Source organism: Pseudomonas sp. 21615526, from assembly GCF_013386245.1.
Taxonomy (GTDB): Bacteria; Pseudomonadota; Gammaproteobacteria; order Pseudomonadales; family Pseudomonadaceae; genus Aquipseudomonas.
Genome location: NZ_JACAOM010000106.1, coordinates 38,621 through 54,127, shown reverse-complemented (window position 1 = coordinate 54,127; position 15,507 = coordinate 38,621). Strand labels below are relative to the sequence as shown.

Sequence of the window (15,507 nt, the reverse complement as noted above, 5' to 3'; positions counted from 1 at the left end):
GAACGCCGCCCTGGACGCTCCGCATGCGCTTTTGAAGTCGTGACGCGGAGCGTCACAGGATGCATTCCCACGCGGAGCGTGGGAACGATCATCAACGCCCGGTACGAATGGTGTTCCACACCCGCGTACGAATCCGGTCGATGTTCAGCGGCATTGCTTCCAGTGCGAACAACTTGCCCATCATTTCCGGACTTGGGTACACCTTGGTGTCGCTCTTGATTGCCGGGTCCACCAGGCTGTCCGCCGCGGCATTGCCGTTGGCGTAGTGCACGTAGTTGGTGATGCTGGCCATCACTTCCGGGCGTAGCAGGTAGTTCATGAAGGCATAGCCGGCTTTTTCATCCGGGGCATCGGCGGGCATGGCGACCATGTCGAACCAGATGGCGGCGCCTTCCTTGGGAATGTTGTAGCCGATGTTCACGCCATTCCTGGCTTCCTTGGCGCGGCTTTCGGCCTGGAGGATGTCGCCGGAGAAGCCGACGGCCACGCAGATGTCGCCGTTGGCCAGGTCGGCGGTGTATTTCGAGGAGTGGAAATACGCCACGTACGGCCGCACTTTCATCAGCAGGTCCTCGGCCTTTTTGTAGTCTTCCGCCTTTTTGCTGTGGTGCGGCAGGCCCAGGTAGTTGAGGGCCGCGGGCAGCAGTTCCGGGCCGTTGTCGAGGATGGCGACGCCACACTTCTGCAGTTTTTGCATGTTCTCGGGCTTGAAGATCAGGTCCCAGGAATCCACTGGGGCGTTGTCGCCGAGTACCGCCTTGACCTTGTCGATGTTGTAGCCGATACCGGTGCTGCCCCACAGGTACGGGAAGCCGTGGGCGTTGCCCGGGTCGTTGTTTTCCAGGGCCTTGAGCAGCACCGGGTTGAGATTCTTCCAGTTGGGCAACTGGCTCTTGTCGAGTTTCTTCAGCGCCCCGCCCTGGATCTGCCGGGCCATGAAGTGGTTGGAGGGGAACACCACGTCATAGCCGGATTTGCCGGTCATCAACTTGCCGTCGAGGGTTTCGTTGCTGTCGTACACGTCGTAGGTGAAACCGATGCCGGTTTCTTTCTGGAAGTTCCTGGTGGTGTCGGGGGCGATATAGTCCGACCAGTTGTAGATCTTCACCGTCTCGGCGGCTTGGCTGAGGGTGGCGACGAATACCAGCGGCAACAGGGCAATGGGTCTCATGGTTCGATTTCCTGGCGGTTTTAGGGCTGTTTTTATGGCAGGCGATCAAAGATCAAAGAATCAGAGAATCAGTACATAGGTCTTGCGCACGGTTTCCTGGATGTCCCAGATACCGGTGCTGTTGGCCGGCAACATCAGTGCGTCGCCGGCTTCTATGTGGAGCATTTCCCCGTTGTCGGGGGTGAAGGTGCAGCGTCCCTGGATAAAGTGGCAAAACTCCTGGGCTTTGATCTGCCGGCGCCAGCGCCCGGGCGTGCATTCCCAGATGCCGGTTTCGACGCCGTCGCTACGTTCCACGCTCAAGGTCGAGGCCACCGCCACCGGTGTGCCCAGTGGCACGGCGACGGGCGAGGAGTCCGGCAAATGGGCGCTGAGTGTGTCTTTGAACTGGGTAATGCTCATGTTCATACCTGTGGTGATTGAAACGACTTAGTGCATGAAACCTTCCATGAACCCGGCAACCCCGCTGGCCAGTTTGCGGCGCCACGGGGCGGTATTGGGGTTGGCCAACACCTGGTCCTCATGCACAAAACTGCGGATGATCGCGTTGTAGCCCAGCCAGCGGCAGGGTTCCGGTTCCCAGGCCTTGAGCCCGTCCAGCCGGCCCGGCTGAATCACCCATGGCTGGCGAACCAACGGCGTATCGAGCCCCAGGATCAGGTCCGCCAGGGTGCGGCCACCGAGGTTGCTGGCGCCTACGCCCTCGCCGCCGTAACCACCGGCCAGGGCGATGCCTGCCGCGTGATCGCAGAGCATGTGCGGCTTGAAGCGCCGGGACATGCCCAGGTTGCCGCCCCAGGCGTGGGTGATCCGGACTTTCTTGAGCTGCGGGAACAGTTCGCCGAACAGGTAGCGACGCAGCTCGACTTCGCTGTCGGTGAGATCGAAGTTGTGCCGCAACTTGCCGGCAAACTGATAACCCCCGCGAGCGCCGAACACCAGGCGGTTGTCCGCCGAACGCTGGCCGTAAGTCACTTGCCGGCTGCTCTCGCCGAACGCCTGGCCACGATTCAGGCCGATCTCGTCCCAAGTGCTGGCCGGCAACGGCTCGGTGGCAACGATCAGGCTTTGCACCGGCAACTGATAGCGCCCCAGCGGAGCCAGCGTGGTGGCATACCCTTCCACTGCCGGCACCACCCAGGAGGCGCGCACCGAGGCTTTGTCCGTGCGCAGGCTGCCGGACTGCCAATGGGTGACGGGACTGTTTTCGTAGATCTTGACGCCCATCCGCTCCACCAACCGCGCCAGGCCGCGCACCAGCTTGGCCGGGTGAATCGTGGCAACGTGGGGTGCATAGATGCCGCCATAAGGCTTGGCGATACGGATCTGCTCGGCCAGTTGTTGCGGGCCAAGCCAACGGTAATCGTCGTCGGTCAGGCCCTGGCTGTGAAGTTTGGCCAGGTACGCACGCAGGGTGGCTTCCTGTTCGGGGTAGCGCGCGGCGCAATACAGCACACCACCCTTGCGGTAGTCGCAGTCGATGCCTTCGCGCTCGATCACTTGCGCGACTTCGTCGGGGATGGCGTGCAGCAGGTCGAACGAGGCCCGGCGCTGTTCCGGGGTCAGGCCGGCCAACAGGCGGTCCTCTCCCAGCAGGTTGCCCATCAGCCAGCCGCCGTTACGGCCCGAGGCACCGAACCCGGCGGTTTGCGCCTCGATGATTGCGATTTTCAGCTCGGGCGCCTGGCGCTTCAGGTAATACGCGGTCCAGAGCCCGGTGTAGCCGGCGCCGATGATGGCCACGTTGACGTCCAGGTCCTGCTCCAGGGACGCGCGTGCCAGCAGCGACTCGTCCAACTGGTCCATCCATAAACTGATATTGCGCCATGCAGGCATGCCAGGCTCCACCACCACACTTCGATGGCAGTGATCCTAGAGCCTGGCCTCAGGGGCTGTCTTGCGCGCGTGCACGCAGGGAAATTTGTTTGACGTAGGCCTTTGGCGACTGGCCGGTGTGCTGGCGGAAGCTGCTGTAGAACGCCGACGTCGAATTGAAGCCGGCGGCAAACGCCAGTTCGTCGATGCGGATCGGCGGCGCGGCCATTTCCAGTGCAGCCAGCAAATGCTGGAGGCGTGCCTGGTTGACGTAGCGATAAAAACTTTGCCCCAGCACCTGGTTCAACAGGTAGGAAATCTGGTTGCGGCTGTACCCGCACTCCTTCGCCACCCGTTGCAGGTCCAGTTCGGGGTCCAGATAGGGTTGCTGGCGCTCGAAGTACTGTTGCAGGTCGTTGGCCATGTAGCTCAGTTGCTGCGGCGACAGGCCCAGGCGGCTGACGGTCGGGCGTGTGGTCTCGCGGCGGCTGGCAGACTGCTCGTGGACCAGGGAGGCGTACTCGTTGACCCGCCAGATCAAGCCATCGCGCACGGTAATCGCTTCGCTGGTGCGAAACGACACCAGGCCCTGGCCGCCACGCAAGGTGATGCGGTATTGGATGAACGCGGTGTCGCCGTCGGCGCGGATGCGGTCGGTGTGTTCGATCGCTTCGTCGGCGCCACGGGGCATGCTGGCTTGCAGGTATTCGCGCAGCTCGCCGGCACCCACCACGCGGTTCTGGAAGAAATCGTGGTACTGGATGTCCGGATGGTAGTACGACATCACTCCATCCAGGTCCCGATCCCGCCAGCACAGATGGTGACGCAGTACCAGCTTGGCCGTAGCTTGGGTTTTCTGGGAGTCATCCGGAATGATGTCTTGCATTGAGCGCTCTACGCCGGTGAAAAAAGAGGCAGCTTGCCCAACTGCCCGTACCCGCTCAACGGCCATTTGATATTTCCGACTAATGGCCTTTCGCTTGATACCACGCAGCACGTGACCCATATCAACGTTATTGAAAACAACTGCCGGACGGGACGAAAAAACTCCCATGCCCGATGCGAACGAATGCTATTTTTAATGCTCACGACGGCCAGGACCAGTGACGGTCATGGCGCCCCTGCAGCGAGCTAAAGGAAGCGCTCAATGAACAAGGTGGGCAACATGAACAAAGTGACATTCCCCAATGCCTGCCAGTTGATGCGCTGGCACTTTCATCCCATGGGCTTTGAGGCGAGCATGGATGCTCCCGGCAGTATGATCGCCCGCCTGTTCGACCGCGCCAGCGGGGAAACCCTGATTGCAATTGCCGGTATCCCTTGCGCCACGGTGATGAACGCTGCTGACGTGGAGCGGATCATCGAGGCGGTTGAGGATGAACTGGAGTCGTTTGTGCCGCCGCTGTCGCTGCGGGCTTGATCTGGCAACGCAGGTATCCTGTGGCGAGGGAGCTTGCTCCCGCTGGGTTGCGTAGCAGCCCCAAAATCCTGGGAGCGCTGCGCACTCCAGCGGGAGCAAGCTCCCTCGCCACAGCAAGCTCCCTCGCCACAGGATTCAACGTCATCCCTTATGATTTGCTGATGCGCTGGTCGTCAAAAAACGGTTTGTCCCCGGCAACCCGGTCCGAAGCCTTTGGCACATTCACCCCTTGGCCATCCTGGGCGTCGACATACCAATAGCAATGGCTCACCGCCCGGGTAATGCCCACGTAGGCCAGGCGCAGCACTTCGTCTTTCTGCGCGCTGTCGTAAGCTTCGGTATCGCCGTCCTTGCCCAGTCCTGCCATGCGGTAGACCTGGTTCTTGTACGGCGAACTGGTCAAGTGCTGGCAGTCGCCCAGCAGGAATACCGCATCCGCTTGCAGGCCCTTGGCGCTGTGATAAGTCAGTTGCTTGAGCCGGCGGCTGCCGTACGGCAAACTAGAATCCACATTAACTACCGACTGAATATGCTCTTGCATCAATGACTTATCGCTGCTTTTTCGATACAGCATTAATACCGAGTCACCCTTTTGATAGTGCGCCAGCAGTTGTTGGCCCAGCGCCGCATCGTCACGGTCACGCACCGTGACCGGCACCAACTCCTTCGCGGTTCCACTGGCCTTGGCTTTCTTACCGCTGATGGCCGGGGCCGCCCGCACAATGTGCTCGGCAGCATCGATCACGTGCTGATGGCTGCGGTAGTTCTCGCCCAGCATCACCCGGGTGGTCGTGGGTGACGGGAACTCCTTGTTGAACTCCATGAAATACTTGGGCGAACTGCCACGCCAGCCATAGATCGACTGCCAGTCATCGCCCACGCACAACAGCGAAGAGCGCTGGGCCCCACGCCCCACGTGCATGGCCGGCCCGCGGCTGCGGATCTCCCGCAAGCTGGCCCGGATCCACGAGACGATCTGCGGCGATACGTCCTGGAATTCGTCGATCATCAGGTGCGACATCGGCCGTAGCAGCGGGTCGCTGAGCAACTTCAGGTTCTCCGGGGTGTTTTCGCCAAAAAGCGAGAACATCCGGTTGTAGGTCATGACCGGTGGCGACTGGTCCAGCAAGTGATCTTCGAGGGCCTTCCAGAAAATGCTCAGTGCCTCGAAGTAAAAACGGTCTGGATCATCCTTGGCAAAACTCATCTTGCCCACGGCGGTGGGCACATCCAGCCCGAGGTTCTCGATGAACCCGGCGGCGGCAACAAAGCTGTCCAGCAACGGTGCCGAACCCAGCTCGCCCTTGACCTTGTAATCGAAGCCCGGACCCGCTGTTGCGTCACCTGCCAGGCTGCTTAAAAGCCGCCTGGAAGACTCGTAGCTTTCTAACCATATCAATGGTTTACGGCAGAAAGCTTGAAACAGGGTTCGCTTTACCGCCCATTCGGCGCGTACTGACAGCTTGGACCCGGGTCGACTGACCTGGGCATTTTCCCGCGGGTCGAAGCCCAGTACGATCCAGGCATCCAGTTCGGCAATGTAGCCATGGCAGTGAAACTTCGCGCCGTTGATATCGAACGTCTGGCGATTGGGCTCGATGCCCTTGATCGGCCAGGCGCCGGCACGAAACCACAGGTCTTCGATCACATCGCAGAGTTCTTCATCGCGCTTGGCCGCCAGTTCGGTCACCGCGACGCGTTTTTGCACGTCCGGGTGATCGCGCTCCAGCTCCTTGAGTTGCAGGGCATGGCGCGCCAGCGGGGCGATCAGTTCGCGGAAGCGTTCATGGCGGCCATGCAGCCGGTGATAGCAGGCATTCAGTTGCTGGCGCTGGGCGTCGTTGATCCGCAATTCGAAGGGGTTGCTGTCGGCCTCATCAAAGCCCGCTTCGGTCCGCGCATTGAGGTTCTCGAACGCCTGCAGCCGTTCAAGGCCCGGCAGGCTGCGCACTATTGGCAGGATGCGTGAGTGAAAGGTCCGCACCACCGCTTGCGCGTCTTTCATACCAAGGGGTTGGCCCCACAAGGCGAGAATTTCCATGAGCTTGTTGATAAAGTCCTTGCGCGACTCACGGGTGAAGGTCACCACCGTCATCGAGCTCAGCTCGAAGCCCAGGTAATGGGTCAGCAGCAGGATACGCAGCACCAGCGAGGTGGATTTACCCGCGCCGGCGCCGGCGATCACCGAGGTGGACGGCGTGTCGCTGAAGATCATCTTCCATTGCGCCGCACTCGGCTGGGCATGGGCCGGCAGCAGGCGCGCCACATCAGCCTTGATGCGTTTTTTCAACTCGGCGGTCAGCGGCAGGCGCCAATCATCGAACAGATTGTCGTCAACACCCGGCGCAGTGTGCTCATCCGGCCGGAAGTCACGAATCAGCAGGACCTGGCGGCCTTCTTCGATACCATCCGCCTTGCCTTCCTTATAGCCATACTCCACGCCGGCCGTGTGGCCACTGCGAAAGCCGTCGGCCTGGCCATGCAGCCATGAGAAACGGTGCTGTGCCCGCAGGCGCGTCAGGCCGTGACCGAATAATCGGGCGGCGAGCCGTTTCAACAGGGGCATTTCGGCCAGTGGCCGCAGTTCGGGAGGCAGATCGGGGGTGTGTTGCGGCACGCGGACTCCTGCGATGCTTTAACTCGGACAAGAGCCCTATGGTCGCCGCAAATGCCCCACAGTTCCAGCCAATTGCTTTGCGCTCATGCAGTTAGGCGATGAAGTGAAGACAAGTCCTGAGCATCGGCATCGAAGCATTCGATAGGAATCCAGCATTTTTTACGCTTTTTATCGATCTGGCGCTGCTGGATGATAGCTCCCATCCACAGGAGACGATCATGCTTGAACTTCGACCTTTCAACACCCTGGGCGGCGCCAATCACGGTTGGCTGGACGCTCACCACCACTTCTCGTTTGCCGAATACCATGACCCCAAGCGCATGCACTGGGGCAACCTGCGGGTGTGGAACGATGACCTCATCGCACCGGGCACCGGCTTCCCGCAGCACCCGCACCGGGACATGGAAATCATCACCTATGTGCGTGAAGGCGCCATCAGCCATGCCGATAACCTGGGCAACCAGGGCCGCACCGAGGCCGGCGACGTCCAGGTAATGAGCGCCGGCACCGGGATCGCCCACAGCGAGTACAACCTGGAAGCTACGCCGACCAAGATTTTCCAGATCTGGATCATTCCCAATGAGGCCGGTTTGCCACCGTCGTGGGGCGCTAAGCCGTTTCCGAAGGGTGACCGCGAAGGGTTTGTGACCCTGGCCAGTGGCAAGGCCGGAGACAGCGAAAGCCTGCGGATTCGGGCCGATGCACGCTTGGTAGCGGCAAACCTGAAAGCCGGTGAAAGTGCCGAGTATCGGCTGGACAACGGACGCCGGGCGTACCTGGTACCGGCCACCGGGGTGATTGAAGTCAATGGCTTGCGTGCACAAGCTCGAGACGGTGTGGCGGTTGAGGATGAGCAGGTACTGCGGGTGACAGCGGTTGAGGACAGCGAGATCGTGTTGGTCGACCTCGCCTGACCGAGCTTGAATGTGGCAAGGGAGCTTGCTCCCGCTGGGGTGCGAAGCGCGCCCAAAAATGGGACTGCTGCGCAGTCCGGCGGGAGCAAGCTCCCTCGCCACAGGTTAATCAGTCATAGGCTGGGTATCAGTTAGCCGAGATCGCCCCGTCTACCAACACCTGGGCCTCTTCCACCAGTTGCTTGAGGTGATCTTCGCCGATAAAGCTCTCGGCGTAGATCTTGTAGATGTCCTCGGTGCCCGATGGCCGTGCGGCAAACCAACCGTTTTCAGTCATGACTTTCAGCCCGCCGATCGCCTGGTCATTGCCCGGCGCGTGGCTGAGGATCTGCTGGATGCTTTCCCCCGCCAACTGCGTGGACGTCACCTGGTCTGGCGACAGCTTGCCCAACAAGGCCTTCTGCGCCGGAGTCGCCTTGGCATCCACCCGAATGGCGAACGGCTCGCCCAGTGCATCGGTCAGCCCGCGATAAATCTGGCTTGGGTCCTGGCCTTTGCGCGAGGTCATTTCCGCCGCCAGCAGCGCCGGGATCAAACCGTCCTTGTCAGTGCTCCACACGCTGCCGTCCTTGCGCAGGAACGAGGCGCCGGCACTTTCTTCGCCACCAAAACCCAGCGAACCGTCAAACAGGCCATCGGCAAACCACTTGAAGCCCACCGGCACTTCGTACAGGCGACGGCCAATGCGCTTGGCCACGCGATCAATCAAGCCACTGCTGACCACGGTCTTGCCCACCGCAGCATCAGCGCGCCACTCGGGGCGGTTCTGGAACAGGTAGTCGATGGACACGGCCAGGTAGTTGTTCGGCGCCAGCAAGCCACCGGACGGCGTCACGATGCCATGGCGGTCGTGGTCCGGGTCGCAGGCGAAGGCCACGTCATAACGGTCCTTGAGGCCGATCAACCCCTGCATGGCGTAGCTGGAGGACGGGTCCATGCGGATCTGGCCGTCCCAGTCGACGCTCATGAAGCGGAAGGTCGAATCCACTTCGGTGTTCACCACGTCGAGGTTCAGGCGGTGATGCTCGGCGATGGCCGACCAGTAGCGCACCCCTGCTCCGCCCAGCGGATCGACGCCCAGGCGCAAGCCAGCGTTGCGGATGGCATCGAAGTCGATGACGTTGACCAGATCGGCCACGTAGGTGTTGAGGTAGTCGTGGCGATGAGTGGTGTCGGCCTTCAGCGCCTGGGCATGGGTGATGCGCTTGACCCCGGCCAGCTTATTGGCCAGCAGTTCGTTAGCCTTGGCTTCGATCCACTTGGTGATGTGGGTGTCGGCCGGGCCGCCGTTGGGCGGGTTGTACTTGTAGCCGCCGCTTTGTGGCGGGTTGTGGGACGGCGTGATCACGATGCCGTCGGCCAAACCACTGGTGCGGCCGCGGTTGTAGCAAATGATGGCGTGGGAAATCGCCGGTGTCGGGGTGTACTCATCGCCTTCGGCGAGCATCACGTGCACGCCATTGGCGGCCAGCACTTCCAGGGCGCTGGCGCCGGCAGGCGTCGACAGGGCGTGGGTGTCCAGGCCGACAAACAGCGGGCCGTTGATGCCTTGGGCTTCACGGTAAAGGCAAATGGCCTGGCTGATGGCAAGCACGTGCCATTCGTTGAAGCTGAGGTCGAACGAGCTGCCGCGGTGCCCGGAGGTACCAAAGGCGACGCGCTGGGTGGAGATCGCTGCATCAGGCTGGCCGGTGTAATAGGCCGTTACCAGTCGCGGGATGTCTACCAGCAATTGAGCTGGTGCCGGCTTGCCCGCAAAAGGACTGAGAGTCATGCATAAACCTCTGAAAGAGAAGGATTCGGAAAGAAGTGCAGTTTACTGGGACTTGGACTGCTCCGCGACGTTATAAATCCTACAGCAATCAGCGAAATTTCATTCAGCGCCGGTCTGTGCCTGCCTGAGCGCCAGAGCCAGCTCATCCAGGGCATTCTCCAGGTTATGGGCGCCGTCAACGGCATGGCTCAGCCGCAGATGCTGGCAGTGCAGGCCACTGAGGCTGAACAACTCCCCCGGCGCAATCACCACCTGCCGGGTGAGCAGGCGCTGGAACACCTGGCGCATATCCACCGGGGCCTCTGAGCGCAACCAGAAGGTCGCGCCAGCGGCAGGCATTCGGTAGCTCACCTGGTTGCCCAGATGCGTGTCCAGCCGCAGGCCCATGAGCCGGGCCTGCTCTTTGAGTTGCGGGCGCAACTCCCGCAGATGCTGGTCTATGCGCCCGCTTTGATAGAGCCGCGCAATCGCGCGCTGGCGGATAGAGGACAACCGGAATGCGCGCAACAGGAACTGGCGCTGCAGCTCGCCGCTGAGGTCGCGCGACAGCAAATAGCCAAACGGCGCTTCCGGCCCGAGCATCTTCTCGAACGTGGAAAACACCATCAGCCGCTCGGGATTGGCCAGGTCCCGTAACGCGGTGATTGGCTGCCCGAAGCCGAGGTCACCATGGCTGTCATTTTCTAACAACCAACAGCCATGCTGGTCCAGCAATCGCACTAGCTGCAGGCGATCATGGGTGGACAGGACTACGCCGGACGGCAGGCTGACACCGGATGACAGCAACGCCAGCTGCACCGGCTCGGTGCTGAGCAAGTGCTCGAACAACGCCAGGTCCAGGCCGTCGTCCGCCGTGAATGGCAATTCGAGAACCCTCACGCCTGCCCCCTGCAACAACCGCAGGATCAGCCAGTCACACGGGGATTCGACGATGATCGCAGCGCCCTTGAGACCCAGCACCTCAATCAGGATCTCCAGTACCCCGCGCAAGTCGGCGCCGATGTATACCTCGTCCGCCTGCCAGCAACGGGTCGGCGACGATGTATAGCGCGCCGCGAGCGTCGCCCGCAGTTCCCACACACCACAGGGCTGCGACCATGGCTGCAGATGATGCGGGTAATGCCGCAACAGTTCGCGCTCGAGCAGCAACAGCGCTGCGTCCAGTGACGCCGCAAGTGCCGGCTCATCGGCGCTGAGCACGCGCATTCCCGGGCGTCGCGCACTGGCATAGAGGCGCTCCAGCAGGTCGCCACCGCTGCTGCCTGGCGGTCTATTCAATACCGGCCAGGCGTAGTAGCCCGACTTGGGCACCGAGTACACCCGGCCCTCCTTCTCGAGCAACGAGTAAGCGTATTGAATGGTCGAGATCGACACATTCAGGCGCTCCGCCAGCTGCCGCAATGATGGCAGTTTTACCCGGGCATCCGTGCCCACCTCGCCGATGAGGTTGATCATGTAGCGATACACCGCCTGGTAGGCGAAGTCGGTTTGCCGGTCGTCCCTGAGGTTCATCGCTGGTCACCCGCCGCCACCCGCTTAACGCCCCGCCAGTTGGTAGGCTGCCAGGGCGGGAGCATCTTGCTGTGGCGTCTCGGCCATGCCCGGCACGCCGGTGGCTGGCCGCTTGCGATAGAGATGTTGCAGCAGGTCGATCGGCAACCCGCTGATGTCGATGGCCCATTGCACCAGCATCTCGGCCACCGGCTTGCCTTGCAGCGCCTTGTGCAGCTCGGGAAGTGCCACCAGCATGCCGGGGTGGCATTGGCGCAAAAAGCTTTCGAGGCGCTCGCCGTGACGGATAAACGGCGAAAACATCAGGCAGTTCAGTTGGCTTTCATCCAATCCGAACAGCGCCTGGGCGTAGTCGGCCGCCAGCGCTCGACCATCCTGGGTCGCTGCCTGGGCAATCAGGTGTTCGGGAATCTGCTTGCGCCGCATGAACAGCGCGGCCTGCTGCATGAAGCCCTGTGCGCCCTCCTCGTAATCCAGTTCCCGCAGGCACTCGGCCTGCAGGCCCCGCAGATGGGCCATCAGCAACGGGTTCGCATCGCTCGCGTGGCTGAAATGAAAGCCAAACTCGTCCGGTTCATAGCCCATGAACTGACGCAACAGCGGCCCGGAGGAGTATTCGGCCGCGTCCTTAAGGTCGGCAGCGCCGATATAGGCCAAGTGGCGATGGTTGTCCGTGTCGGACTTATCGGCGACGGCGTAACGCTCGCCGTAAAGGTCGCAGTAATAGGCGTTGCTCCACTCATCCATGCGCGCGAACAGCCCGCTGAGCACCAGGGGCTGGCGCGGCGGGATCTCTGCACCGCTCGCCAGCGCAGCCTTCTTCAGCCACGCCAGGTACTCCCGCTGCTTGCGCGCGGAGTCACCGCTGACCAGCGCGTGCACGCCGCCATTGCAGGTGGTGACGCGCTGGTAAAAGTCACCGAGGGCCAGGTAGGCGTCGTTGCACAGGGTTTGGCGAAGATCTCCCGAAGTCAGGTGCCCCACCATCAGCATATTGCGCCGGCTGGTGTCGCGCGCCGCACTGGAGGCCGGCCGCAGGTGGTTGAACGGCAAGACTTCCTGATTCTCGACCATCAGCAATTCGACACGCGCATCGTCATGCAGGAACAGCGCGCTGTAGCCGCGATGCAGCGTGTCCAGGGCATTTTGCGACATGCCGGCATGGCGCAAGGTCGCGACCCGCAGTTGAAACGTCCGCGGCGCCCGGCCTGCAAGCGTCAGCTGGGCTGCCCGCAACAACGCCAGGACATAGCTGCTGCCGGCGCCTGCGCCGTGAGCGACCAGCACCTTGTATTCACCGATCCGCTCCATGCCGCCTGCCGCTACCACGATTCGTTGAATCAATAACTGGAGCGAGGTACGTTCTGTTCGAGAGAAATGCCCTATCAAGCGTTGCAATACTTGTTGATAGACATAGTTCATGGCTTGTTCGTGAATAGCGCTCATAGTTCTACTACCTGAGTTGAAATATCAGTTTCGGGCAATCGTTGACGGCATTTGCCTGACCTGTTGTTTCTGTAGGGGCGTTACAACATGTGACATTCAATGGAGATTAGCACCGGGCCCTACCTGCCAAGCCTGCCTTTGGGGGCTTCCAGTCCCGAAAAGGCGCCAAGCCAAGGGGCACGCAGCCCAAACCGAAAGTCTTAGGAACGCTCTGACAACTTCCTACGCTGCTTTAACTTACAAACTAGAGAAGCATCCGACATAACCCACTTCAATATTGATGTTCCGGCAAAACAGCCATGGGAAACATTATTGGGCTTGACGGATGTACGGGGTGATTTCATATATTCAATCATTGCTCAATCCTTGAGATAAAAGTGACGGGGCAATTATCGGCACTTGAATAATGATTAACAGATACAGAACGCCGGCTAAAACCGGTTCAGATGGGGGCTTGCATGGGGTATCGAGTGTGCAGACACGACAACGCCGCGCTGGGATTCAGGGCGGCGTCAGGGGCATACATCTGGTTTATCGGGCTGAAGTGCTGAAATCCCGATTCAAGCGGTGGGCAGGTTAAGTCCTGTCAAATGGCGCATTTGCCCCATGCGCCCGGGGGCAGGAATACTCGCTTGAGAATATTCCCACAGATCAAACAGTTTCTACCTGCAAGGCAACCCGTTCACGGCACGGACATTCGTCCATATAGCGGTGCGCTTCAACGAACTGGCTGAACGGAAATACCGTGGTTTTCAGCGGTACCAGCACCTTGTCGGCGGTCAGTTGGTTGATGTCACGCAAGGCTCGCTGCAAGGCCACCTGGTCCTGGATGATGCCCAGTTCCGGTTTGCCGGTGAAGTTGCCGATGCAGTGCACAAAGAACTGAATGTTCTTCTGGAACGCCGCACAGGCCGGGAATGGCGTCTGGTTGCCACCTTGCAGGCCGTACAGCACCAGGCTGCCACGCGGCGCCAGCACATCACCCAGCAACGACATCTGCGGGCCACCCAAGCCATCGAACACCACGTCTACGCCGCGGTTGTCGGTGAACTTGTTGACTTGCATCAGCAGGTCCTGCTCTTCGGTGACGATGACCTTCTCGGCCCCGAGGGACAGTAGGTATTCGCGCTCATCACTGGTCTTGGTCGCAGCAATCACCCGCACACCCAGGGCTTTGCCCAGTTGCACGAACGATGGGCCGGCACAGTGGCTGGCGTCCGTTACCAGGGCGAATTGCCCGGGTTTGACCCGCGCCAGGTCCATGTACGCAAAGTAGGCAATCAGCAGCGGCGTGTAGTGCACGCTGGCTTCGATCGGGCTCAGGACATCCGGGTAGCGGGTCAGCGCCGAGCGCGGCAGGACGATCTGTTCGCCGTACACCGGGTAGTCATTCGGGCTCTCGGCCGGGAAGCTGGCGACCTTGTCACCCACCGCCAGGTCGTCGACACCCTCGCCAACGGCCACAACCACGCCGGCCATTTCATGGCCAAGGCCGGAAGGCAAGCGGGCATGGGACGACGCCAGGTTCTGGCGCCACAGAATGTCGTACCAGCTGATGCCAATCGCCTCGACGCGCACCTGCACTTCGCCCGGTGCGGGCTTAGCGGCTGCATGCTCTTCGCATTTGAGCACCTCGGCCGGACCAAACTTGTGAAAACGGATCGTGCGGGACATCGCAAACCTCGTCAAAGTAACCTCTATTGCCATGAACTCTATCTGGGCTTTCGGGGCAAGACCACCGGTCGCCGTTAATAGTCGACATGCCTGTCATTGATTCCGCACATACGGAAAAGGTGCCAAGCCATGTAGGAAAACTGAATTAGCCGGTGCAGAGTACCAGCCTTTCCCCGTAAGATTCATGCCGGTCATTGTTCTTATATGACCGCTCCCGTCAAGTTTACTGACGCCGCCTGGGACACAAGATGAACCGTAACGACCTGCGTCGTGTCGACCTCAACCTGTTGATCGTATTCGAAACCTTGATGCATGAGCGCAGTGTGACCCGCGCTGCCGAGAAACTGTTCCTTGGCCAGCCGGCCATCAGCGCAGCCCTGTCACGCCTGCGCGGCCTGTTCGACGACCCGTTGTTCGTGCGTACCGGACGCAGCATGGAGCCCTCGGCCCGTGCGGTAGAAATCTTCGCCCTGCTCTCCCCGGCCCTGGACTCGATTTCCACGGCCGTCAGCCGCGCCTCCGAATTCGACCCGGCCACCAGCACCGCGGTATTCCGCATCGGCCTGTCGGACGACGTCGAATTCGCCCTGCTGCCGCTGCTGCTCAAGCGCCTGCGGGCCGAAGCCCCCGGCATCGTGCTGGTAGTGCGCCGCGTCAACTACATCCTGATGCCCGGCCTGCTGGCCTCCGGCGAAATCTCCATCGGCGTGAGCTACACCACCGATTTGCCGGCCAACGCCAAGCGCAAGGTATTGCGCCGCAGCAAGCCGATGCTGTTGCGGGCCGACAGCATGCCGGGCTCCATGAGCCTGGATGACTTCTGCGCGCGGCCCCATGCCCTGGTGTCATTCGCCGGGGATTTGAGCGGGTTTCTGGATGAAGAACTGGAAAAACTGGGCCGCAAGCGCCATGTCGTGCTGGCTGTGCCGCAGTTCAATGGGCTGGGGACATTGCTGGCGGGCACCGATATTGTCGCGACCGTGCCGGACTATGCCGCTGAAGCGTTGACTTCAGCGGGTGGCTTGCGGGCTGAGGAGCCGCCACTGCCGGTGCGCACCTTTGAATTGCACATGGCGTGGCGTGGGTCACAGGACAATGATCCGGGGGAACGGTGGTTAAGGTCGCGGATTCAGATGTTCTTTGGCGACCCTGAGAGCCTTTAGG

Annotated in this window: 12 protein-coding genes; 3 read left to right on the top strand and 9 right to left on the bottom strand. The window is 61.1% G+C overall.

Going from position 1 to position 15,507, the window contains the following annotated elements:
* Window positions 1-91: 91 nt before the first annotated feature.
* Genes HX786_RS26005 through HX786_RS25990 form a run of 4 tightly spaced genes read right to left on the bottom strand, consistent with a single transcriptional unit; the run spans window position 92 to window position 3,872 of the window.
* Complete coding sequence (locus tag HX786_RS26005; protein WP_177020827.1) at window positions 92-1,171, bottom strand: polyamine ABC transporter substrate-binding protein; 1,080 nt, start codon at window positions 1,169-1,171, stop codon at window positions 92-94.
* A gap of 60 nt (window positions 1,172-1,231) precedes the next feature.
* Window positions 1,232-1,573 (bottom strand): cupin domain-containing protein, encoded by a 342-nt coding sequence (locus HX786_RS26000; protein ID WP_003217122.1) that lies wholly within the window; start codon window positions 1,571-1,573, stop codon window positions 1,232-1,234.
* A gap of 27 nt (window positions 1,574-1,600) precedes the next feature.
* On the bottom strand, window positions 1,601-3,007 hold the full coding sequence (locus HX786_RS25995; protein ID WP_178912792.1) for an FAD-binding oxidoreductase: 1,407 nt from the start codon (window positions 3,005-3,007) through the stop codon (window positions 1,601-1,603).
* Between the two features lie 49 nt (window positions 3,008-3,056).
* Window positions 3,057-3,872 (bottom strand): AraC family transcriptional regulator, encoded by an 816-nt coding sequence (locus HX786_RS25990; protein ID WP_003217127.1) that lies wholly within the window; start codon window positions 3,870-3,872, stop codon window positions 3,057-3,059.
* 261 nt (window positions 3,873-4,133) lie between these two features.
* Here HX786_RS25990 and HX786_RS25985 point away from each other — a divergent pair, with 261 nt between their 5' ends.
* Window positions 4,134-4,406 (top strand): DUF1652 domain-containing protein, encoded by a 273-nt coding sequence (locus tag HX786_RS25985; protein ID WP_003217129.1) that lies wholly within the window; start codon window positions 4,134-4,136, stop codon window positions 4,404-4,406.
* 148 nt (window positions 4,407-4,554) lie between these two features.
* On the opposite strand, the gene HX786_RS25980 is transcribed toward HX786_RS25985, so the two are convergent.
* Window positions 4,555-7,023 carry a UvrD-helicase domain-containing protein gene (locus tag HX786_RS25980; RefSeq protein ID WP_178912791.1) on the bottom strand — a complete coding sequence of 823 codons (2,469 nt, stop codon included), beginning with the start codon at window positions 7,021-7,023 and terminating at the stop codon, window positions 4,555-4,557.
* 218 nt (window positions 7,024-7,241) lie between these two features.
* Between HX786_RS25980 and HX786_RS25975 the strand changes: the two genes are divergently transcribed.
* Entirely contained in the window at window positions 7,242-7,937 is a 696-nt protein-coding gene (locus HX786_RS25975; protein WP_003217133.1) for a pirin family protein, read from the top strand.
* 127 nt (window positions 7,938-8,064) lie between these two features.
* Here HX786_RS25975 and pgm read toward each other — a convergent pair whose 3' ends face one another.
* The 4 genes from pgm to HX786_RS25955 form a co-directional block, all read right to left on the bottom strand.
* Entirely contained in the window at window positions 8,065-9,711 is a 1,647-nt protein-coding gene (pgm, locus tag HX786_RS25970; RefSeq protein WP_087694418.1) for a phosphoglucomutase (alpha-D-glucose-1,6-bisphosphate-dependent), read from the bottom strand.
* Window positions 9,712-9,810: 99 nt separating this feature from the next.
* Complete coding sequence (locus HX786_RS25965) at window positions 9,811-11,223, bottom strand: PLP-dependent aminotransferase family protein (protein WP_178912790.1); 1,413 nt, start codon at window positions 11,221-11,223, stop codon at window positions 9,811-9,813.
* Window positions 11,224-11,247: 24 nt separating this feature from the next.
* On the bottom strand, window positions 11,248-12,669 hold the full coding sequence (locus HX786_RS25960; protein ID WP_178912789.1) for a hypothetical protein: 1,422 nt from the start codon (window positions 12,667-12,669) through the stop codon (window positions 11,248-11,250).
* A 651-nt stretch (window positions 12,670-13,320) separates the two neighbouring features.
* Window positions 13,321-14,343: a zinc-dependent alcohol dehydrogenase family protein gene (locus tag HX786_RS25955; RefSeq protein WP_003217140.1), complete on the bottom strand. Its 1,023-nt coding sequence runs from the start codon at window positions 14,341-14,343 to the stop codon at window positions 13,321-13,323.
* A gap of 248 nt (window positions 14,344-14,591) precedes the next feature.
* Here HX786_RS25955 and HX786_RS25950 point away from each other — a divergent pair, with 248 nt between their 5' ends.
* Complete coding sequence (locus tag HX786_RS25950) at window positions 14,592-15,506, top strand: LysR family transcriptional regulator (RefSeq protein ID WP_008433801.1); 915 nt, start codon at window positions 14,592-14,594, stop codon at window positions 15,504-15,506.
* The last annotated feature ends 1 nt before the right edge of the window (window position 15,507 follow it).

Bases quoted from the DNA above. Each gene is read 5' to 3' on its own strand.
- HX786_RS26005 (WP_177020827.1), bottom strand. From the start codon at position 1,171: ATGAGACCCATTGCCCTGTTGCCGCTGGTATTCGTCGCCACCCTCAGC.
- HX786_RS26000 (WP_003217122.1), bottom strand. From the start codon at position 1,573: ATGAGCATTACCCAGTTCAAAGACACACTCAGCGCCCATTTGCCGGAC.
- HX786_RS25995 (WP_178912792.1), bottom strand. From the start codon at position 3,007: ATGCCTGCATGGCGCAATATCAGTTTATGGATGGACCAGTTGGACGAG.
- HX786_RS25990 (WP_003217127.1), bottom strand. From the start codon at position 3,872: ATGCAAGACATCATTCCGGATGACTCCCAGAAAACCCAAGCTACGGCC.
- HX786_RS25985 (WP_003217129.1), top strand. From the start codon at position 4,134: ATGAACAAGGTGGGCAACATGAACAAAGTGACATTCCCCAATGCCTGC.
- HX786_RS25975 (WP_003217133.1), top strand. From the start codon at position 7,242: ATGCTTGAACTTCGACCTTTCAACACCCTGGGCGGCGCCAATCACGGT.
- pgm (WP_087694418.1), bottom strand. From the start codon at position 9,711: ATGACTCTCAGTCCTTTTGCGGGCAAGCCGGCACCAGCTCAATTGCTG.
- HX786_RS25965 (WP_178912790.1), bottom strand. From the start codon at position 11,223: ATGAACCTCAGGGACGACCGGCAAACCGACTTCGCCTACCAGGCGGTG.
- HX786_RS25960 (WP_178912789.1), bottom strand. From the start codon at position 12,669: ATGAGCGCTATTCACGAACAAGCCATGAACTATGTCTATCAACAAGTA.
- HX786_RS25955 (WP_003217140.1), bottom strand. From the start codon at position 14,343: ATGTCCCGCACGATCCGTTTTCACAAGTTTGGTCCGGCCGAGGTGCTC.
- HX786_RS25950 (WP_008433801.1), top strand. From the start codon at position 14,592: ATGAACCGTAACGACCTGCGTCGTGTCGACCTCAACCTGTTGATCGTA.